Origin of the sequence: Pseudoalteromonas holothuriae, assembly GCF_945859825.1 — a bacterium.
Classification (GTDB): Bacteria; Pseudomonadota; Gammaproteobacteria; order Enterobacterales; family Alteromonadaceae; genus Pseudoalteromonas; species Pseudoalteromonas holothuriae.
Genome location: NZ_CAMAPC010000004.1, coordinates 237,205 through 258,387 on the forward strand (window position 1 = coordinate 237,205; position 21,183 = coordinate 258,387).

The 21,183-nt window shown below is 41.0% G+C and carries 22 protein-coding genes; 2 read left to right on the forward strand and 20 right to left on the reverse strand.

Going from position 1 to position 21,183, the window contains the following annotated elements; translation table 11 throughout:
* Positions 1-19: 19 nt before the first annotated feature.
* The 8 genes from OCI93_RS07505 to OCI93_RS07540 all read right to left on the reverse strand — a co-directional run bounded on the left by OCI93_RS07505 (position 20) and on the right by OCI93_RS07540 (position 8,109).
* Positions 20-1,471: an SPOR domain-containing protein gene (locus OCI93_RS07505; protein WP_261626144.1), complete on the reverse strand. Its 1,452-nt coding sequence runs from the start codon at positions 1,469-1,471 to the stop codon at positions 20-22.
* A complete protein-coding gene (aroB, locus tag OCI93_RS07510) occupies positions 1,471-2,541 on the reverse strand; it encodes a 3-dehydroquinate synthase (protein ID WP_261594043.1) in 1,071 nt (356 codons plus the stop codon). The genes OCI93_RS07505 and aroB overlap by 1 nt, the downstream gene beginning before the upstream one ends.
* A gap of 23 nt (positions 2,542-2,564) precedes the next feature.
* Positions 2,565-3,083, reverse strand: coding sequence for a shikimate kinase AroK (aroK, locus tag OCI93_RS07515; RefSeq protein WP_261594044.1), 519 nt, complete (start codon positions 3,081-3,083; stop codon positions 2,565-2,567).
* A gap of 162 nt (positions 3,084-3,245) precedes the next feature.
* Complete coding sequence (locus OCI93_RS07520) at positions 3,246-5,282, reverse strand: type IV pilus secretin PilQ (protein WP_261594045.1); 2,037 nt, start codon at positions 5,280-5,282, stop codon at positions 3,246-3,248.
* 19 nt (positions 5,283-5,301) lie between these two features.
* The gene (locus tag OCI93_RS07525; RefSeq protein WP_261594046.1) at positions 5,302-5,844 is read right to left on the reverse strand and encodes a pilus assembly protein PilP; all 543 of its coding nucleotides are present in this window, start codon (positions 5,842-5,844) and stop codon (positions 5,302-5,304) included.
* Entirely contained in the window at positions 5,841-6,446 is a 606-nt protein-coding gene (locus tag OCI93_RS07530; RefSeq protein ID WP_261594047.1) for a type IV pilus inner membrane component PilO, read from the reverse strand. The genes OCI93_RS07525 and OCI93_RS07530 overlap by 4 nt, the downstream gene beginning before the upstream one ends.
* Before the next feature lie 23 nt (positions 6,447-6,469).
* Positions 6,470-7,042, reverse strand: a complete 573-nt coding sequence (locus tag OCI93_RS07535; RefSeq protein WP_261594048.1) for a PilN domain-containing protein — start codon at positions 7,040-7,042, stop codon at positions 6,470-6,472.
* The gene (locus OCI93_RS07540; protein WP_261594049.1) at positions 7,030-8,109 is read right to left on the reverse strand and encodes a pilus assembly protein PilM; all 1,080 of its coding nucleotides are present in this window, start codon (positions 8,107-8,109) and stop codon (positions 7,030-7,032) included. The genes OCI93_RS07535 and OCI93_RS07540 overlap by 13 nt, the downstream gene beginning before the upstream one ends.
* A 133-nt stretch (positions 8,110-8,242) precedes the next feature.
* Between OCI93_RS07540 and OCI93_RS07545 the strand changes: the two genes are divergently transcribed.
* Entirely contained in the window at positions 8,243-10,687 is a 2,445-nt protein-coding gene (locus tag OCI93_RS07545; RefSeq protein ID WP_261626145.1) for a penicillin-binding protein 1A, read from the forward strand.
* Positions 10,688-10,759: 72 nt separating this feature from the next.
* On the opposite strand, the gene metL is transcribed toward OCI93_RS07545, so the two are convergent.
* Positions 10,760-13,108 (reverse strand): bifunctional aspartate kinase/homoserine dehydrogenase II, encoded by a 2,349-nt coding sequence (gene metL, locus OCI93_RS07550; protein ID WP_261626146.1) that lies wholly within the window; start codon positions 13,106-13,108, stop codon positions 10,760-10,762.
* Between the two features lie 4 nt (positions 13,109-13,112).
* Positions 13,113-14,336, reverse strand: a complete 1,224-nt coding sequence (metB, locus tag OCI93_RS07555; RefSeq protein WP_261594052.1) for a cystathionine gamma-synthase — start codon at positions 14,334-14,336, stop codon at positions 13,113-13,115.
* 288 nt (positions 14,337-14,624) lie between these two features.
* Here metB and metJ point away from each other — a divergent pair, with 288 nt between their 5' ends.
* Entirely contained in the window at positions 14,625-14,945 is a 321-nt protein-coding gene (gene metJ, locus OCI93_RS07560) for a met regulon transcriptional regulator MetJ (RefSeq protein ID WP_261594053.1), read from the forward strand.
* A gap of 52 nt (positions 14,946-14,997) precedes the next feature.
* Here the strand turns inward: metJ and OCI93_RS07565 are convergent, their stop codons facing one another.
* The 10 genes from OCI93_RS07565 to rplD all read right to left on the reverse strand — a co-directional run bounded on the left by OCI93_RS07565 (position 14,998) and on the right by rplD (position 21,167).
* Positions 14,998-15,972 (reverse strand): sulfite exporter TauE/SafE family protein, encoded by a 975-nt coding sequence (locus OCI93_RS07565; protein ID WP_261594054.1) that lies wholly within the window; start codon positions 15,970-15,972, stop codon positions 14,998-15,000.
* A gap of 1,223 nt (positions 15,973-17,195) precedes the next feature.
* Complete coding sequence (gene rpsQ, locus OCI93_RS07570; RefSeq protein ID WP_261594055.1) at positions 17,196-17,453, reverse strand: 30S ribosomal protein S17; 258 nt, start codon at positions 17,451-17,453, stop codon at positions 17,196-17,198.
* Positions 17,453-17,644 (reverse strand): 50S ribosomal protein L29, encoded by a 192-nt coding sequence (gene rpmC / locus OCI93_RS07575; protein WP_261594130.1) that lies wholly within the window; start codon positions 17,642-17,644, stop codon positions 17,453-17,455. Before rpmC ends, rpsQ begins: the two co-directional genes overlap by 1 nt.
* Positions 17,644-18,057: a 50S ribosomal protein L16 gene (gene rplP / locus OCI93_RS07580; protein WP_261594056.1), complete on the reverse strand. Its 414-nt coding sequence runs from the start codon at positions 18,055-18,057 to the stop codon at positions 17,644-17,646. The genes rpmC and rplP overlap by 1 nt, the downstream gene beginning before the upstream one ends.
* Before the next feature lie 12 nt (positions 18,058-18,069).
* Positions 18,070-18,771, reverse strand: a complete 702-nt coding sequence (gene rpsC / locus OCI93_RS07585; RefSeq protein WP_261594057.1) for a 30S ribosomal protein S3 — start codon at positions 18,769-18,771, stop codon at positions 18,070-18,072.
* A 12-nt stretch (positions 18,772-18,783) separates the two neighbouring features.
* Positions 18,784-19,116 carry a 50S ribosomal protein L22 gene (gene rplV, locus OCI93_RS07590; RefSeq protein WP_192508981.1) on the reverse strand — a complete coding sequence of 111 codons (333 nt, stop codon included), beginning with the start codon at positions 19,114-19,116 and terminating at the stop codon, positions 18,784-18,786.
* A gap of 12 nt (positions 19,117-19,128) precedes the next feature.
* Positions 19,129-19,407, reverse strand: coding sequence for a 30S ribosomal protein S19 (rpsS, locus tag OCI93_RS07595; protein WP_010561269.1), 279 nt, complete (start codon positions 19,405-19,407; stop codon positions 19,129-19,131).
* Positions 19,408-19,423: 16 nt separating this feature from the next.
* Complete coding sequence (rplB, locus tag OCI93_RS07600; RefSeq protein ID WP_261594058.1) at positions 19,424-20,248, reverse strand: 50S ribosomal protein L2; 825 nt, start codon at positions 20,246-20,248, stop codon at positions 19,424-19,426.
* Positions 20,249-20,265: 17 nt separating this feature from the next.
* The gene (gene rplW / locus OCI93_RS07605; protein WP_261594059.1) at positions 20,266-20,568 is read right to left on the reverse strand and encodes a 50S ribosomal protein L23; all 303 of its coding nucleotides are present in this window, start codon (positions 20,566-20,568) and stop codon (positions 20,266-20,268) included.
* The gene (rplD, locus tag OCI93_RS07610) at positions 20,565-21,167 is read right to left on the reverse strand and encodes a 50S ribosomal protein L4 (RefSeq protein WP_261594060.1); all 603 of its coding nucleotides are present in this window, start codon (positions 21,165-21,167) and stop codon (positions 20,565-20,567) included. Before rplD ends, rplW begins: the two co-directional genes overlap by 4 nt.
* Positions 21,168-21,183: the final 16 nt, after the last annotated feature.

Sequence of the window (21,183 nt, forward strand, 5' to 3'; positions counted from 1 at the left end):
TTACACTAAAAGTCGGTAATTACCGAGTCGGTAGGTCAATTTCCTGTTTTATTTTATCAACTTTCTTAAAAAATGGCTGCCCACTTAATATTTGTTCTGGCAGTGATGATTTTGCTAATTGTGCCTGCTCTAAGCTTTCAAAGGGACCCAAAATAACAATCCACCAACTGTTATTGATGCGAGTTGCCTTATACACTTTAACATTAGTTAACTGATACAAATCAACAAATTCTTGTGCAACTGCTTCGTCCTTAACTGCTAATAATTGGATCGCCCACTCATTATTATTACGTGTTAGCAACCACTCGCTATCATTTTGTTTTAGTGCTTGTCTACTGTTAATTAAAGGTTTTTCAATAATATCTTTCGTCGTTTTTTTTGGTTCAACATCAGTGTCTAATAATTCAATACGGCTAGGCTCACCTGCTTGCTGCTTCGGTATAACCTTTAAATTCGTCGCAGCCTTTTGGCTTTCTATTTGATCATAAGACGCTCGCATACTCTCAGTAATGGGCTTTTCATTTGCTAAAGCCGAAACGATTGCAGCAATATTTTGAGCTGAACTGTTATTCGATACCCTATTCACTTGTTCATTATTATCTTGATTACTGGGCTGAACTACATGATCTTTCGCTATAACTTGCTCAGTCTTTAAAGTATCGGCCTGCTGTTCTGGCTCATTATCGAGCGCTTTTGACACAGGTAATACAGTATTCAATTCTTCACTTTGCTCTGATGCTGGGAGCAATGCAGTTAGCTCTTTTTGATAAATTAGGGCCACCATTAAGATAGCCAATATGACGGTCAATAGTACCAAGTGCCATGACAATTTTGACACTTGCTTAGTCCCAGCTCTTAAGTCAACTTGTTGCTCAGTTTGCCACTGCAATAAAACAGCTGGATTCCCTTCGCAGCCACTTAAAAAAGCATTAAATATTGGGTCTTCCTGCGAAGGTAGTTGTTTAAAAAACATCGCCATAAGACGACGAGACTCATCTATCGACAGCCTCTCTAAATGAATATCAAGTGCTTGTGGTAACATATTTGGAGACTGAGCTGTTACCAATATATAAAGCGTTTCTGGACTCTTTTTAGCTAGGATCTGTAACTGAGTGATCATTTCGTCAGACAAATGCCGTGACCCATCTAATACCCATAAACAGGGCCCCGGTGGGTTTTTCTGATACAAAGCATAAAAGTTTTGGCTAAGAGATTGATTATGATCAACTAAAGGAGCTCGAAAACTATGCTGCAATAATTGCATCATAAGTTCACTATCTTTGGTTGTTGCTGATAATTGTATAAAGGCTTTATTAAATTCGGAATATTTATCAGTAATGAAAGATTCTGCAATATAGCTTTTACCTAGACCAGAAGAACCCACTAAACAGATCAGACTTTGTCCATACTCAAACTGTAACGCTATTCTATCAACTAGCGCAGCTCTACTCGGTAAAATTTTCGACTGCATTAGCGGCCTATTAGTAAACTCACCGTGTCATCAGACACATCATCAACCAATGCACATGCCCCAAGAGAAGTAGGTACAATGAAGCGAATACGCCCTTGTTTATTCTTCTTATCTTTGCGCATATGAAACAAAAATTGCTCAGAACTCATTTGCTTAGGTACCACCGTAGGCAACTGATAGCTTTGTATTAAAGCTTCAACGCGAGCAACCTCAGCCCCGGTTAACACATCACGTAATGCAGCCAACCTTACAGCAAGCACCATACCCACAGCCACAGCTTCACCATGAAGCCAGTTGCCATAACCCATTTGCGCTTCAATAGCATGTCCAAATGTATGGCCCAAATTTAATAGCGCTCGGATTCCTACTTCAGTTTCATCTTGTGCCACTATTTCGGCTTTTATTTGACAACAACGGTGGATCACATGCATCAATACATCTTGCTGTAATGTTGATAATGCGTCGTGGTTATCTTCTAGGTACGTTAAAAATTGCTCATCATGGATAAGGCCGTACTTGATGACCTCAGCCATTCCCGCTGCAAACTCTCTTACTGGTAAAGTAGATAAACTGTCAGTATCAATAAACACCGCTTTGGGCTGATAAAAAGCCCCTATCATATTTTTACCTAAAGGGTGATTTACTGCTGTTTTACCGCCAACAGACGAATCTACTTGGGATAACAACGTAGTAGGAATTTGGATAAAAGGAACACCGCGCTGATAACAAGCCGCTACAAAGCCAGTCAAGTCACCAATAACACCTCCACCTAAAGCAATTAGGCATGTGTCTCTTGCACAATTATTTTGCAACAAGAAAGCATTAACCTGCTCAAATGAAGTCAGTGTTTTATATTGTTCACCATCAGGTAAAATGAAATGAAGTGGCTCATAGTCATTGAGCGCACCAAGTAGGCTATTTAGATATAATGGCGCTACAGTGTGATTTGTAATGATGACTGGACGACACTGACCGATGTGCTTGGTCAGTCGCCCAACATCTGCTAATAAATTTTGACCTATGTAGATAGGATAGCTTCGCTCGTTTAAATCTACCTTCAACTCAAGCATCTATCCCTCCTAGGTAGTCAAAATTAAAAATCTAGCTTTTCTATGATTTGATTTGCTACAACCTTTGCGCTTTGCTCATCTGTGCGTACCACAAAGTCTGCAACATCTTTGTACAGAGGCTCTCGTTCCTCTGCTAAACGTTCTAGTACATCGCGTGGCGCTTCTTCTGTTTGTAACAGAGGACGACGCTTGTCACGTTGTGTGCGAGCAACTTGCTTTTCAATTGGCGTTTCCAAGTAAACAACGATACCGCGCGCAGATAACTTATTGCGCACTTCTTTGCTAACGACAGAACCACCACCTGTTGCTAAAACTATACCTTGCATTTCTGTGAGGTCCGAAATTACGCCTTCTTCACGTACTCGAAAACCTTCCTCACCCTCAAGATCAAACACCCAAGCAATATCTGCGCCTGTACGGCGTTCAATTTCTTGATCCGAGTCGAAAAATTCAAGGTGTAATTGATCAGCTAGGTGACGACCAATTGTGCTCTTACCAGCCCCCATAGGGCCTACTAGAAATATATTACGTTTCTCAGCCATATCTTTTTAGTACTAACGAACTCTAAAATTTGAAATAAAACCCCGCCTAACGACCTGGCCCCAAAATTAAGGAAGGGATTATCTCAGTAATCCATGAACGATTTCAAGTTAAATAGTATAAAAAGCAACTACAGTAGTTAAATTCGTCCAACTATATGCTCATTACTGACCGTCAATCATGATCTTTGGGGTCACAAAAATCAGTAATTCTTTTTTCTCGTTTATTTCTCGAGTGTTTCTAAACATCGCGCCTAGGTACGGAATATCACCTAATAGTGGAATTTTACTTACTGCGCTTGTAATTTCCTGCTGATAAATTCCACCCAATACAACCGTTTGACCATTATCGACCAACACCTGGGTTTGAATCTTTTGTGTATTAATTGCCACTGCAGGACCTGATGACGTTTGAACATTGTCGCCTCGTGTGTCCTGAGTGATAACCAAGTCTAGTATAATTTTATTATCCGGTGTGATTTGTGGTGTTACTTCCATGCTTAGCACCGCTTTTTTAAAGCTCACCGAGGTTGCACCACTTGCACCTGCAGATTCAGAATAAGGAATTTCAGTACCTTGCTCTATGCGTGCTTTCTTTTGGTTAGCGGTTGTAATACTCGGTGTTGCGATTATCTCACCTTTATTTTCTTGCTCCAAAGCAGATAGCTCTAAATCAATTAAAGTACCATCAGCAAGTTTCGCGATATGCATACCAATTGTACCAGCCGAGACGCCTGTAACGGGCAAATTAACATTTAAACGATTGGCAAGATCCGGTGTTATGCCATTAGACAGCTCCTGAGCACCTGTTAAGTTCCCAGAAATAGCATCTGTGCCTTGCTGATCGCCAAAGCCCCAGCGTACACCTAAATCTTCTTGTACGTTATCTTTGACTGTTACCATCCGTGACTCAATTCTAACTTGTTTTACTGGCACATCCAGTGTTTCAACCATACGTCGAATACTTTCAATACTTCGGGCGCTATCTTTAATTAATAGCGTGTTAGTCCGCTTATCAACCGATACACTCCCTCTATCACTAACAATACTGTTAATGTCCGTTTTGAGTAAGTCGGCAAACTCTTCTGCTTTGGCATAATTCAGCTGAATATATTCACTGTAAAGCGGCTCTAACTCCTCAACCTGTTTACGAGCCTGTAATTCTTTAGCTTCTCTGGCTGCTAACTCTTCAGAAGGCGCAACCATTAATATTGATCCATCCATACGTTTATCAAGCCCCTTGATTCTTAAAACGACATCTAAAGCTTGATCCCATGGAACGCCATCTAAACGTAAAGTGATATTACCTGATACAGTATCACTTGTGACTAAGTTAAAGTTATTAGTATCAGCAATAATTTGTAGTACCGATCTTACCGGAATATCTTGAAAATTCAATGTGATAGGCTGGCCTTGATAACTCTTACTCACGCCAAAACTACGCTCTTCATCATCTTTTTCAACCGTTAAAGTGAAGATATTATCTAGCTGTTGATAAGTATATTTAAACGCGCCATTTGGCTCAATCACCAGCCTACTTTTGGCACTTTCTCGAAATGTTTCTATACGACTCACTATGGTACCAAAGTCAAGCACATCTAATTCATATAATAAATCATCAGGAATAGCTATATTATGAAAATCAGCATAAATTTTACCGCCACGTTCTTGTACATCAATCGCAGCTTGGGGACTATTTAAAAATGCTAAAACTTTCGCCTCACCTTTATCACCACGGCGAAAGTCGATTGATTGAATTTGGTTCTTTTGTAAACTTGTATCACTACTTGCTTCTGAAGGGATCGGGTTATCTGAAACTTGGAGATAGGCAATATTGTTTTTAACGTATGTTTTGTAAAGCTTTAACTGTTCCATATACACGGTCACGATAATACCGTCATCAGTGAGCTTACTTGCAATCGTCGTGATCCCAGCCTTATTCACATCCAATGATTTAAGACTTTCTTCAAATTCAACGGCTGAGAAAAACAGCTCAAAACGTGCAGGTTCCGTCAACACTCGTACTTGAGGTTCACTTTCAAGCTGTTCATCAAACACCAGTTCCAACTGCGTCTCTCCATCAGGAACTGGGTTATAACGCACATCATATAGCATAGGCAATGCATTAACCCAGCTTGACGCGACCAATAATAAGCCGTAAATAATACCTTTTACGCTCAAACTATTCCCGATATGGGTCATACTTTCACTACCTTTGTTGTTATTCACTCACACTGCTCTCTTGTGCTTCTCGGATCTCTACCCTAGATAAGCGCTCTTTCCAACAGCCACTACCATCAGGGATAAGTTCTAATAATTCTATAAATCCTGACTGAACATTGATAACCTCACCGTGATACAGGCCCATATACTGACCACTTTTTATTTTATAAAAACCTTGATCGGATGCTTTAATTAATGCCCACGTGATCTCTTTAGTTGCTATAGTCCCCTTCATTGATAGTGTATCAATTGGGTATTTTTCAAGAGGGTCTCTCGCTCTGTCAGGTTCGGGATGTAAACAGTTTTGTACCTGAATCATTTTGCTCTCTATCACTTCAGGTTCAGGAGCAACAAATGGGCTTCTTAGATTATTCGCGGTATATGCAAAATGAGTAAAATCACGCATTTGAGGAACAGGCTCAACCTGGGGCGTCGCACTCGCTTGAATTTGATCAATAAACTCCTTTTGCTCAGCAGTATCATCGTTACAACCAAACAGTGCAGCTAAGCTAAGCATCAAATAGCAGTTCCTTTTCGTCATGATTCTTCACCCTGCCCATAGCGATAAGTCTTAGCCACTACGCTAAATACCAAGGTACTACTGCCTGCATTTTCTATACGAAAATCATGCAAACTTACGATACGAGGCAATTGAGCAACTTTACTAACAAACTCTCCAAATTCGTGATAGGTGCCTATAACCTCAAGTTTGATTGGTAACTCTGTATAAAACTCTTTTTTATTTTCAGGCAACCAGCCTATTTTCAAAAAAGTTAAACCACTCGATGTGCCAACATATGTCAAATCGTCCAATAAACCAGGTGTTTCGTTCGATGAAGGTAATTGACGTAAAAGCTGAGCAAATTGCGCTTCCATATCTTTCATTTGCTGACGATATAAGTCTAAATTATTTGCTCGTGCATATTTGATTCTATAACTATTGCGCAACTGTACCTCTTGCTGAACCACATGCTCATAACGCTCTATCGAATTTGATACGAGTAAGCTGTAACCTACAACAAATGTAATAATCACAACCAACACACAACATAAAACTTTAACCGCAACCGGCCACTCGCCAATGTTATCGAGTTCAATCTCATTCCAATCAATATTCTGTATAGCTTTTAAGTCAAAATTCACGTTTTTATCTCATTAATGCCGATTTAATTATCACGTTCAGCTACCTTAATTTCACGATATGGCTTTACATAAAAGTGCATAGTAAAATCACTTAATAAACGTGAACTTTGCTCGCCTGTTACAATGCCCTGTATTGTGGGCCGCTCGAGTAAATATGAACTTTCAACTGAACGTAACATTTGCGACAAACGGTTATTAGACTCGCTGCGCCCTATAACTTTAATTAGATCTTCTTTTCGCTCCAAGCTTGTAAGGTACACCCCTGCAGGCACAATTCTCACAACTTCATCAATAATTTGCGTACCTAAATTTCGGTTACTTTGCAGTTCTTCAATTAAGTTTATACGTCTTTGTAAGCTTTCTTTTTGCTGGCTCAAGTTATTAATCTCAACGATACGGCTATCTAATTGACCAACCTCCTGATTTAGATAATCATTTTTTATCTGTTGACCTGCCGTTAAACCATCGTAAAAAGAACCTATTAAGTACAAAATAAATAGCACCACAACAACATTGGCTACCACAATAGAAAGAAACTTCCTCTGAGAAGCTTGTCGCCTTTGCTCTCTCCATGGCAACAGGTTTATATGTGGCATGATGAAAAACTCCTTAATGCCAAACCTGCTGCAATTGCAAATTGTGGTTTATGGCGCTCTAACACATTACGGTCGACTTTAGGACCTATTTCCATATCGGCAAATGGGTCAGCAACAATAGTATGAATACCAAGCTCTTCTATAAGCAGTCTATCTAATCCTTCAACTAACGCAGTTCCTCCAGTAAGTACGATATAATCGACTTGCTCTCTGCCACTGCTTGTAATGAACATTTGTACAGCACGCCTTATCTGCTGTAACAATGCAGTTTGAAATGGCGCTAATACCTCGAATATATAGTTTGGCGGCAAGTCACCTGTTGTTTTAGCTATTTCAGCTTCATCAAATGATTTGTTGTAATAAGCAACAATACTATTTGTATATTGTTCACCACCAAATACTTGGTCACGCGTGTAAATTGTTTTACCTGAAAGCACAACACTTACCAAGCTAATCACGGCCCCAATATCAATAACAGCAACCATTTTATCAAAAGCGTCTGCTGGAAGTTGGCCATACATTATGGTTAATGAACGACTTAATGCGTAGTTTTCTACGTCAACCACTTTAGCTTGGTAACCTGCCTCTTCTAGCGCACCGACACGTGCTTCAACGCTTTCAGTACGCGCAGCAGATAACAGCACATTAACTTTAGATGGGTCCGCTTCATTCACAGATATTTTTTCAAAATCAATACTCACTTCATCCAAAGAGTAAGGAATCAAACTATCGGCTTCAATCGCAATTTGCGACTCTAATTCAGCATCGGTTAATGACACATCCATAAAAATCACTTTCGTGATCACGGTTTGGCCTGATACTGCAACAGCACCAAATTGAGTGAGCCTAGGAATGCGCTTTTTTATTTTGCTTATTACTCGACCGATGGCTTCAATATCTTGAATTGCACGCTCAGTAATTGCACCTTTAGGTACTGGCTCAATAGCCAAAGCTTCAACACGGTAGCCAGCGGAAGATTGCGACAATAATAATGCCTTGACACAATGCGAGCCAACATCGATGCCAATCATCATCGGAGCTTGCTTTTGAAAAAGGTTGCTGAGCATGCGCTTGGTCTTTATCCTTTGTTTTAACTTTTAACTAGTTATAATTATAACCACAAAAAATATTAATCGTTTTTCATTCAAGATATACTAGCAGTGTCTACCTATAATTGGGAGTCTAACTAGGAAACATTCCGTGACTTTATTGATAAGAGTAATACAATTTTTCGTCGTTTTGAGCATTTTGGGTCTACTTACGTTACTCAGCCTTTATTATTATGTCAAATCAGACATACCGAGTGTAGAAGTATTGCAAGATGTACAATTACAAACCCCAATGCAAGTTTTTACCCAGGATGGGAAATTAATTAACCAGTTTGGCGAAAAACGCCGTATCCCAGTCAAAATTGAACAAATTCCCGAATCATTATTAAAAGCATTTCTCGCAACAGAAGACAATCGTTTTTATGAACACTTTGGCGTTGACCCGATAGGTATTGTTCGCTCAGCTATTGTGTTAATTAGTACAGGGCAAAAGAAACAAGGGGCCAGCACCATTACCATGCAGTTGGCACGTAACTTCTTTTTAACCAGAGAAAAAGCATATATTCGCAAAGTAAAAGAGATTTTCATTGCACTGCATATTGAACGACTATTAAGTAAAGATGAAATTCTAGCTCTGTACTTGAATAAAATTGAGCTAGGTAATCGAGCATTTGGCATCGGTGCTGCAGCACAGGTTTACTATGGTAAAAACCTAAACGAACTCACGCTAGCTCAAATGGCGATGATTGCAGGTTTGCCTAAAGCGCCATCTGCACTAAACCCTATTCGAAACCCGACCCGTGCAAAATTACGCAGAAATGTCGTACTGGGGCGTATGCTCAAAGAAAAGTATATTTCACAAAAACAGTATGAACAAGCACGAAGTGCCCCCATAACCGCACAGTTTCATGGTGCTGAGATAGAGCTCTACGCCCCTTATATCGCTGAAATGGTACGTAGCTACATGGTTGAAACATACGGCGAAGACAAAGCCTACAATAGCGGCTTTAAAGTGTTTACTACGGTAGAGTCTAGCATTCAAGCAGCAGCACAAGCAGCACTCATTAACAATTTACATAGCTATGATATGCGCCATGGCTTTCGAGGCCCAGAGCGCACTTTATGGAATAGTGAACAACCCGCTTTAGACAACCATAGGATATTAGAAAAGCTAAGTAACGTAAAAGAGCCTGGTTCACTCAAAGCCGCCGTTGTCATTGATGTGGCAGAACAAAGTGCCACTGCGCTTTTAAAATCTGGTGACTATATCACCTTGGCGTGGGATGGATTAAAGTGGGCCCGTGCCTATATTTCTGATACACGCCAAGCTTTGCCCCCTAAAACAGCGTCAGAAATACTCTCTCCAGGCATGCAGATTTGGGTGCGCCAACAACCTCAATATTGGCAACTAAGCCAGTACCCGCGACCAGCTAGTGCTTTAGTCTCTATGGACCCACAAAACGGTCGCATCAAAGCCCTTGTTGGTGGCTATAGCTTTGCTCAAAGCCAGTACAACCGAGCTACGCAAGCAAAACGTCAAGTAGGCTCAAATATTAAACCCTTTATATACTCAGCTGCCTTTGAAAATGATTATACACTTGCAACAATCATTAATGATGCGCCTATAAACCAGTGGGATAAAAGCGTTGGTGTTGCATGGCGTCCTAAAAATAGTCCAGAAGTCTACAATGGTCCCATTCGTATTCGTCGCGCATTAGCACAATCGAAGAATGTCGTATCTGTCAGACTACTTAAAGGTGTTGGTTTACAGCGCAGTGCTGATCACCTATTAAAGTTTGGCTTTGCTGACGCGGATATCAACCGCAGTGAATCATTGGCTCTTGGTAGCGCCGCTATCACCCCTTTAGAAATGGCACGTGGTATGAGTACTTTTGCCAATGGTGGCCACCTCATTGAACCATATTTTATTCATGAATTACAAGACGCCTTTGGTAACACATTAGGTCAAGCAGAGCCTTTAATTGCTTGTGATGAACAGCAATTAGAAACTCACTCTGAGCGTTGTGCTCCTCGTGTGATCTCTGAACAAAACGCTTTTTTAGTCGCCAGTGCGATGCACAGTGCTATCTGGGGCGGCGGCAGTTGGAGACATAAAACTGGTTGGACTGGTACAGGCTGGCGAGCACAAACACTAAAGCGTCGAGATTTAGTAGGAAAAACGGGCACAACCAATGACTCTGTCGATACTTGGTTTAGCGGCTTTAATCGCCATGTATTAACGACTATTTGGGTAGGCTTTGATGATGCTGGCAAACCTCTTGGCAGGGCAGCATACAACACCAATCTAGGTAAAAATCAAATTGTCGGCGCTGAGTCAGGTGCAACCACTGCACAACCTGCGTGGGTAGAATTTATGAGAGCTGCGCTGGATGGTCAGCCTATTGCACCAATTGAACCACCTCCTGGGCTAATATCTACCCGTATAGACCTAAAAACAGGATTGCTAAGCGATAAAAATGATCACACAAGCCGCTTCGAGTACTTTATTTCGGGTACAGCACCCACTAAATATGCGCTTGATGAGAATAACAGCACACCATTTGATGATGAACCACAACAAGAAGAGCTTTTTTAATGCTTAGATACAAAAAGGACGATATATAATATCGTCCTCAAACTATTGAAAAACAGCTTACTATGAACTCTGTTATTTAAGCATCTGCACTAACCAATATAAGTCAGAATGTATCCCTGCAGCCGTGACTTCTTTACCTGCACCTGGGCCTTGTAACACTAGTGGGTTAAGCTCATACCACACACTTTTAATCACAAAAATGTTATCGCCAGGGGTTAAATTTGCTATCGCGGATGATTTATCAACAAAGGCAATACCTACTTTGGCTTTTACTTTACCTGACTCTAAAACATGTAATGAGCCTGTATAACGTAGTACCTTTTCTTGTGCCAATGCACTTTGGTACTGCTGCTCATAAAATACATCAAGTTCTTCACGACGAGTAAGGAACTCATCCCAACTCCCCTGTGCTAGCTCTTGTGGCATTAAAGGTTCTAGTTCAATATCTGCCAAATCTAATGTCAGCCCAATGTCACGGGCTAAAATCAACAATTTACGCTGCATATCTCGTCCAGACAAGTCTTCTCTGGGATCTGGTTCGGTATAACCCATTTTCTGAGCTTCTAACACCAAACTTGAGAACGTTTGACTTCCATCAAAGCTACTACACAGCCATGATAACGTACCAGAAAACACCCCATCAATATGCGTAATTCTATCACCACTATGTTGTAAATCAGCCAATGCAAAATTGATTGGTAAACCTGCGCCAACACTGGTGTTATAGCGCCAATATAAGTTTCGCTCAAATAATTGCTCGCACAGCTGTTGATACCATGCACTTTGCGCCGTACCTGCGTATTTATTCGCACTTATCAAGTGGCAATCTTGGTTTATAAGCTGAGGATATAAATCACTGAATGCTTCGCTTGCAGTAATATCTATTACGACTTTATGCTCATAATCAAGTTCACCGATCCGCTCTATTAACTCTTCATTACTGTACGTATTCGACTCATTTTCCCACTGCTGCTGCCATGTATTTAAAGCAATACCGTTAGCAGAAAACAACATTTTTTTAGACCGTACTAAAGCAACTACTTTAACATCAAATTGCTGCTGCAAACGTGCCACCTGATGCTGACACTGCTGTACAAACACTTCACCAACATTGCCTAAACCAGCAATGACTACCGCAAGTTCTCGATCTTTACTGACTAACTGATCATGCAAAATAGCCAATACATCGCTATCAATCGCCTGATCAGTTAAAAACAGCGCATATTCTTTATCTTGATGATTAAAGCGTACCACCACATTTTGCTCATTGAGCAGCTGTGCGGCCAGTGTTTGCAGCTGAGCAATGTCTGCAGATGAAGCAACAATGGCAAATCCTTGAAGAGCGCTTTCAACGATATTTGCGCGTCCAGATAAAACTTTTAGCACGCGATGTGTACTTTGTGCGGGGATCAAAAGGAAAGCTTCACCTTTCGTTGTAAATTGGTGAATACTGTGCTGAATCAAGTGACTTAATTCACTTACTTCACCTTGCGCCAATGCATCTACACGAATTAAATCTAAATCATCAAACGTGGTAATGAAACGCTTTGCTTTACTATACCCTTCTTTAACTATTTCAGTCGGCGTTGCTTCCACATCAAAACTACTACGAACTTGGAGCTTAATGTTAGTATGTTTAAGTGGTGATAACGTTTTTGCATGTAGAACTGGGTTACCTAAACGTGCAAGCAAATGAGCTTGTGCTCTGCATATTTTTGGGTATTTGATAGCACTTGCGACTTTACGAGGATCGGTACTAAAAACACCTTGCGTATCAGTCCAAATAGACACTGCGCTGGCATCTATATAATTTGCCAATAAAGTAGCACTATAATCACTGCCATTGCGCCCCAATGTAACGGTATTATTTGCTACATCACTAGCAATAAAACCAGTAACCACATATAAAACACGCTCAGATAACTGCTCGGCACACGAGCGTTTATTTTGTTGATGTAAGAGTTGGCCTTGATGCAAAGTAAACAAACGCCTTGCATCTACATGCCTTGCAGCAAACCCTAATTGAGTCAGGTAACAACCTAAAATGCGTGCTGACCACAATTCTCCATGTGCGAGCAAAGCCGCTTCATGTAAGGTTTTTTGCTTTGCATGTAATGTAATTACTTGTAACTCAGTATCTAATTGCGATAATAATTGACGCTGCGGCTGTGCTTGAAACAACGCTTTAATAAGCTCAGCTTGATGATTTTCTAATTGTAAAAGAATATCACTAAAGCCTTGGATGTCATCTTGCTGATAGCTTTGCCATAACTTTACCAAAGTATTCGTCGTTTTACCCGCAGCAGATACCACTACACAATCACCTGCTCGGCAATGGCTCAATACAATTTGTGCCACTGCTTGATAACGCTCAGCACTGCTTAAACTTGAACCACCAAATTTATGTACTACTTTTGCCATTGTTTTACCACAAAGCCGTATGAGCCGGCGTTAATTTAAAAGATTTTGCATCATCTGAGCCATTTGCATTACCCTGTTGCACTTTTTTAAATGCTTGCTCCAAATCATCCAATAAGTCTTGCACATCTTCAATACCAACAGAAATGCGTATCAAAGTATCGCCTACGCCCGCATCAAGGCGGGCTTGGGGCTCCATCCCAGCATGGGTCATTGTTGCCGGATGGCAAATTAAACTCTCCACCCCGCCTAACGATTCCGCCAATGAAAACTGCTTAAGGCTCGTCAGAAACGCCGCTGAGTCTTTTAAGCCACCTTTGATGTCAAAGCTTACCATACCGCCAAAACCTTCTTGCTGTTGCTTAGCAAGCGCATGCTGTGGATGAGACTCTAAACCGGGATAATAAACTTGGCTCACATAAGGCGACTGTTCAAGATATTGGGCAACTGCTAGTGCATTTTCTTGATGTTGCTTCAAACGAACATTTAATGTACGTAAGCCTCGCAGGGTTAAGTAGCTATCAAATGGCGCGCCTGTAATACCTATATTATTTGCCCACCATGCCAACTCTTCACCAAGTTCAGCTGTATTAGCTATAACAGCACCTCCAACAACATCAGAATGACCATTAATATATTTGGTAGTTGAGTGCACAACAATGTCTACACCAAACTTAATAGGGTTTTGCAGCGCAGGAGATAAAAACGTATTGTCTGCGGCAACCAAAGCACCTATTTCTTTTGCTGCATTTGCAACAGCAGCAATATCGGTCAATCTTAAAATAGGGTTACTTGGTGTTTCTATCCAAACTAACTTAGGCTTTATTGTTAGAATTTTCTTATAACTTTGTGGCTGTGTAAGATCCAACACAGCTAATTTTAATAGCCCTCGTTTTTGCAAAGACGTAAATAAACGATAACTTCCACCATAACAATCATGCGGTATCACTAATGTGTCGTCATGATTTAGTAATTGTGTTATCAAATGCACTGCTGACATACCTGTTGCCGTGATAATACCCCTCGCACCTCCTTCTAGATGCGCAAGGGTTTGAGCTAGCGTATCGCGGTTCGGGTTGCCGCTGCGACCATAATCATATGCACGCTTAGTATCAAAATCAGCAAACGAGTACGTTGTTGATAAATAAAGAGGCGGTACAACTGCACCATGATGTTTATCGGCTTCAATGCCGTAACGTACTGCTATGGTCGACTTTTTACTTTGACTCATATCATCACCTAGATAATTGGATGTTTAGACGTCTAAAAGGTTAGATGATTAAAAAGTAGAAGTCAAAGCATTTATACTTCTATATGGCTAATCAACTAGTATTTGACTATCTTTTTTAAACCGATAAAATTTCGCCACTTAATTTAATTGTATTGCTAATAAAACTGCATTTTTGAATAAACTATCATCGGTACACTTATCAAGGTTAGTTTATATCATGGAGTTCACATGTTAAGTTTACGAATCCAGTCTTATTAGCATTCCCAACACTGAGGCAACAAAAACATTATGGCTAAATGGAATGGTGAGTATATTCACCCTTATGCTGAACATGGTAAAAAGTCTGAACAAGTAAAAAAAATTACCGTTTCTATCCCGCTAAACGTGCTAAAAGTACTCACTGATGAACGTACGCGCCGCCAGGTTAATAACTTACGACACGCAACCAATAGTGAGCTATTATGTGAGGCTTTTTTGCATGCATTTACTGGCCAACCGTTACCTAGTGACGAAGACTTACGCAAAGATAACCCAGAAAAAGTGCCTGAAGAAGTACGAAAAATTATGGAAGATATGGGCTTAGAAGTACCCATTATTGACGAAGAATAACCTTAATCAGTCAACGCTCTGTTATTAAAATAGAGCGTCGTCGATAAATCATCTATTGTCTTCTAAAGTTTATCTTTTGTTGCCAATACATCCCCATTAGCTGTTTATTTTTAAGTAAAATAGCCACAACTAAGCAGCTGATTAAGATCGTAACTACAGCCTTTTCGAGTAAGTTTAGGGGCAGCAATACCAAAGAACTAGCAGCCTCCATCAAGATGATCAAAACCACAAAACCCACAATCAAAGCGGGCTTTAGCTTGGTCATAATACTCCCCCCCAGTGGCGCACCAATGGCAACAATAGGTGCAGCAAAAAACCAGCTATTTGCAACGAACTCAGATGGCTGATGTCCCTGTAAAAAAAATATCCCTGACCCCACAATCGCATTTAATGCCATAAACGTAACGGTAGTTGGAATGATTGGCTTGGCACAGCTACCTAACAGCACAATATAGAAAAAGAACAACAATGTGTCTGCTCCTGCACCTAAGTAACCAGAGATCAAACCGCCGATAAAAGTCGTCAACATAAAAGAACTATTTAACCTGAACTGCTCTGGCATATACATCTGTTTCACTCGCTCTTGAAGCAATAAAATTGCTACAAATAATAAAAAACAAGTAAACAGATATTTTAAAAACAGTCCATCAGAAAGCGGAAAGAACGACGCACAAATCTGGCCTAGAACAGCAAAAACAAGACCTTTTACGATCACATTCCAATCAATGAATATTCGCCGGCTAACAAAATAGAGCACAGCAAAAGACATACCAACAGACTGAATAAATAAAGAAAAGGCTCTCGCATCCTGAGCTGTTACATCTAGTACTTTAGTAAATACAGGGAAAGCGACCGCGCCACCACCCAAAGGGGTAGAACCGGCAACAAAAGAGCCAAACAACATGGTTAACCCAGTCTTCCAACTAGCCAAAAGCTCGTTTAAATTTGAGTACCAATAAAACCAAAGCCCCCATATAACCGCACCAGCTAGCAATCCTCCTACATAAAGCCACTTCCTTATATTCATACTGTCCACATCTTCTGTAATCCTCCCACTTTAAACAGCAGTCGTTCGTAGAAACTCTTCAAGCCGCTGTAAATAACTGTTTTGATGGTACACCACTAATTGCTACATTAGCCTGAACTTTGGATAAGAAATAACTAATTTAAAGGAACTCAATAAACATTCCATAAGCCGGTTATTCAACTAATAGTGATTAGATCAAAAAGGAACGAGCATGAACAAATTAGTTGAAACTTACTATGATGTCTATGATTTTTAAAAGTTATCTCCAAAAATTAGCAGTGTTTATTACTCTAAAATATGGCGATTTTAAGACAACTTACATTGAATATGTTGAGGCTGGAACCGTCAAAACTCAGTATGCCCAAAAAACAGAAGGTATAAATATTACGATAAGCATAACTATTTGCTTCTAAAGACTTAACGTCACTACACTAAGAGATATTTAGATACATATTCATTTCAAGAAATGAACCTCCATTTCACTTAAAGTTATTACAAGGCACATGATAGGTGGCGTGGGGCTGGAGGTTAACGACCAACAGCTATCCGATTAGCTAATTATTAACTCAGTTCAGTTATCCAAAATTTACCATCGGCTTTAGCCGCACCGCTTTGAATTGTTGCGACTGTCGATTTTACTACCATATCCTTCATGGTTATATTCCTTCTGTGACTGTTTTGCAATAAGTACTAGATTGCTGCCGCTTTAATGAAAATAGCTAATGAACCAGAGGATTAACTCACTATAAATTTATTTTTTGATGGTTCAACCATAGCTGAGCTCCTATTATAGCTCAATCCGTTACTTCGATTTCTCGTAAAATCTAAAAAGGCTTGCTGTTGTTTTTTCATTCGACAGGATATTTATACTAATTTATTAACACATTGATCATTCTAGCGAGCTAAATGACCCATTAACTGCGTTAAAAATTACTCCTATAATAACCTGGAATACATTCATCACTGACAGTTAGAAGGTAAAGAATTTATGTTTAAGAGACTAGATAAAATTGGTCAATTTGATTGATACAATTAATGTAATAGTATTACTAGGTAGATACAGCACCTGATGACAAATCAATGGTTTATAAAATCATCTGTTGTAACCATGGTGCAAGTGCATCTGTGTTTATACTGATAAGATAAACGTCCCAAACACAAAAAGCCCCAACCAAAGGTCAGGGCTTTTTTAAAACAAAGTTTAAATTAGTATAAAACTAAAATTAAGCTTGCTTAGGACGTGAAATCACATCAACTAAAGTCCAAGATTTATTCTTAGAAATTGGCGCACATTCACTAATAGTAACTGTATCGCCTGCTTTAGCTGTGTTGCTTTCATCATGTGCGTGCAACTTTGTTGTACGCTTGATGAATTTACCGTAGATCGGGTGTTTAACCTGACGTTCGATAGCAACAACGATAGATTTGTCCATCTTGTCGCTTAGTACACGACCTTGAAGAGTACGGATCTTATCGCTCATTATGCACCTGCCTTCTGGTTGATAACCGTTTTAACACGCGCAATACTGCGACGTACTTTTTTCAGCTCGTGAGTTTGAGCTAGCTGACCTGTGCTTACTTGCATGCGCAGGTTGAACTGCTCACGTAGTAGCTCAAGAAGTTCAGCATTTAGCTCTTCTACGCTTTTGTCTTTCAGTTCGCTAGCTTTCATCACATTACCGTCCGAGTTACAAATGTTGTTTTGAAAGGTAATTTACGAGCAGCAAGGTTGAATGCTTCACGAGCAAGCTCTTCAGAAACACCTTCCATCTCATAAAGTACTTTGCCTGGCTGGATTTCTGCAACCCAGTACTCAACAGAGCCTTTACCTTTACCCATACGAACTTCAAGCGGCTTTTCAGTGATTGGCTTATCTGGGAATACACGGATCCAGATTTTACCTTGACGCTTTACGTGACGTGTCATAGCACGACGAGCTGCTTCAATTTGACGAGCAGTCATACGGCCACGACCTGTAGCTTTCAAGCCGAAAGAACCGAAGCTTACTTTGTTACCGTTGTTAGCAAGACCACGGTTGCGGCCTTTATGCACTTTACGGAATTTTGTACGTTTTGGCTGTAACATTATCGCTACCTCTTACTTAGCACTTTTTTTGGCTTTCTTCGGCGCACGCTTAGATGGCTTCTCTTGCTCTTGAACTAGTGGTAAACCACCAATTACTTCGCCTTTGAAGATCCAAACTTTAACACCAATGATACCGTAAGTGGTTAACGCTTCAGAAGTTGCATAATCGATATCTGCACGTAAAGTATGTAGAGGTACACGACCTTCACGATACCATTCAGAACGTGCGATTTCAGCGCCGCCAAGACGACCGCTTACTTCAACTTTGATACCTTTAGCACCAATGCGCATTGCATTTTGTACCGAACGCTTCATAGCGCGACGGAACATAACACGACGCTCAAGCTGAGATGCGATGCCGTCTGCAACTAATTGTGCATCAAGCTCTGGTTTACGTACTTCAGAAATGTTGATCTGAGCAGGTACACCCGCAATCTTTGTTACAGCTTGACGAAGCTTTTCTACGTCTTCGCCTTTTTTACCGATAACAACACCAGGACGAGCTGTGTGAATTGTTACACGGATTGATTTAGCTGGACGCTCGATAACGATTTTAGACACAGAAGCTGCTTTCAATTCCTTAGTAAGGAATTGACGCACTTTGTGATCGCCAAAAAGCTGTGCAGAGAAATCTTTTGTACTCGCGTACCAGGTAGAAACCCAAGGTTTAGAGATACCTAGGCGAATACCAGTAGGATGAACTTTTTGTCCCATTACTTATATCTCCTAGCTATCTGAAACCACAACAGTGATGTGGCTTGTACGCTTAAGGATGCGGTCTGCGCGTCCTTTAGCACGTGGCATGATACGTTTCATTGTAGGACCATCGTCCACAAAAACCGTAGCTACACGTAGCTCATCAATGTCAGCACCTTCGTTATGCTCTGCGTTAGCAATAGCAGACTCAAGTACTTTTTTAACTAATACAGCCGCTTTCTTTGGGCTGTACGCCAGGATTTCTAGTGCGCGATCTACCGGTAGTCCGCGGATCTGATCAGCTACTAGACGTGCTTTTTGCGCCGAACCAGAGGCGAATTTGTGTTTAGCTAATGCTTCCATCATACCCTCCGATTAACGCTTTTTAGCTTTCTTATCCGCAGCGTGGCCGCGGTAAGTACGTGTAGGTGCAAATTCACCTAGTTTGTGACCGATCATTTCGTCCGAAACAAATACAGGGACGTGCTGACGACCATTATGGACTGCGATGGTCAATCCGATCATATTAGGGATGATCATTGAACGACGGCTCCAAGTCTTTATAGGCTTCTTGTCACCGCTTTCCAACGCCTTCTCTACCTTCTTCAGCAAGTGTAGGTCTATGAATGGACCCTTCTTGAGAGAACGTGGCATGGCAATTCCTCAACTATTACTTAGTACGACGACGTACAATTAATTTATCTGTACGCTTGTTCTTGCGCGTTTTAGCACCTTTGGTAGGCTTGCCCCATGGAGACACAGGGTGACGACCACCAGAAGTACGACCTTCACCACCACCGTGTGGGTGATCAACCGGGTTCATGGCAACACCACGAACAGTCGGACGAATACCACGCCAGCGAGTAGCACCAGCTTTACCTAGTGAACGAAGCATATGCTCAGCATTGCCTACTTCACCTAAGGTAGCGCGACAGTCAGATTCAACTTTACGAACTTCGCCTGAACGAAGACGTAGAGTCACATATTGACCTTCACGTGCTAGGATTTGAACGTATGCACCAGCAGAACGTGCGATTTGAGCACCTTTACCTGGTTTTAATTCAACGTTGTGTACAGTCGAACCTACAGGCATGTTACGCATCGGCAATGTGTTACCAGCTTTAATTGGTGCATCAACACCAGACTGGATTTGATCACCGGCTTTAAGGCCTTTAGGTGCAATGATGTAACGACGCTCACCGTCTGCATATAATACAAGAGCGATGTTTGCGCTACGGTTTGGATCGTACTCTAAACGCTCAACAGTGGCTGGAATGCCATCTTTAGTACGTTTAAAGTCAATTAAACGGTAGTGTTGCTTATGACCACCACCGATATGACGAACCGTGATACGACCGTTGTTGTTACGACCACCTGACTTAGAGTTTTTCTCTAAAAGCGGAGCGTATGGCTTACCCTTATGTAGATCAGGGTTAACCACTTTAACGACGTGACGACGACCCGCAGAAGTTGGTTTACACTTTTGAAGTGCCATAATTCTAACTCCCCTTATTACTCGGCGCCGCCGACAAAGTCTAGCTCGCTACCTTCTTTAAGAGTAACGTAGGCTTTTTTCCAGTCTGAACGACGACCGAAACGCATGCCAGTACGTTTTGTTTTACCCTTAACATTTAGAGTGCGAACACCAGTTACTTCTACTTCAAAAAGCTTCTCAACTGCCGCTTTAACTTCAGCTTTAGTTGCATCTTTTGCTACTTTGAAAACAATCGTGTTGTTATCTTCAGCAGCAATAGTGCTTTTTTCAGAGATGTGTGGAGCAAGAATTACTTTTAAAAGACGTTCTTCACGGATCATGCTAGCGCCTCCTCAAGTTGCTTAACAGCACCTGCAGTAATAAGTACCTTATCGAAAGCGATTAGGCTTACTGGGTCAATGCCAGCTACATCACGAGTGTCAACCTTATAAAGGTTACGTGCAGAAAGGAATAGATTCTCATCTACTTCTTCAGTCACGATTAACACGTCTTTAAGCTCAAGCTCTTTAAGTTTACCAACAAGCTCTTTAGTTTTAGGTGCTTCTAAACCGAAGTTTTCAACAACTACTAAACGCTCTTGACGAACAAGCTCAGACAAGATGCTCTTAATCGCACCGCGATACATCTTACGGTTAACTTTTTGGCTGTGATCTTGCGGCTTAGCTGCAAAAGTCACACCACCGCTGCGCCAGATTGGGCTGCGGATTGTACCAGCACGAGCACGGCCAGTACCTTTTTGAGCGAATGGTTTTTTACCACCGCCTCTTACTTCAGAACGTGTCTTCTGAGCACGAGTACCTTGACGAGCACCTGCTGCATAAGCAACAACTACTTGATGTACTAATGCTTCGTTAAACTCACGTCCAAAAGTAGCTTCGGAAACTTCAAGCGCGCCAGCGCCTTTAATTGCTAATTCCATCACTAAATCTCCAGGA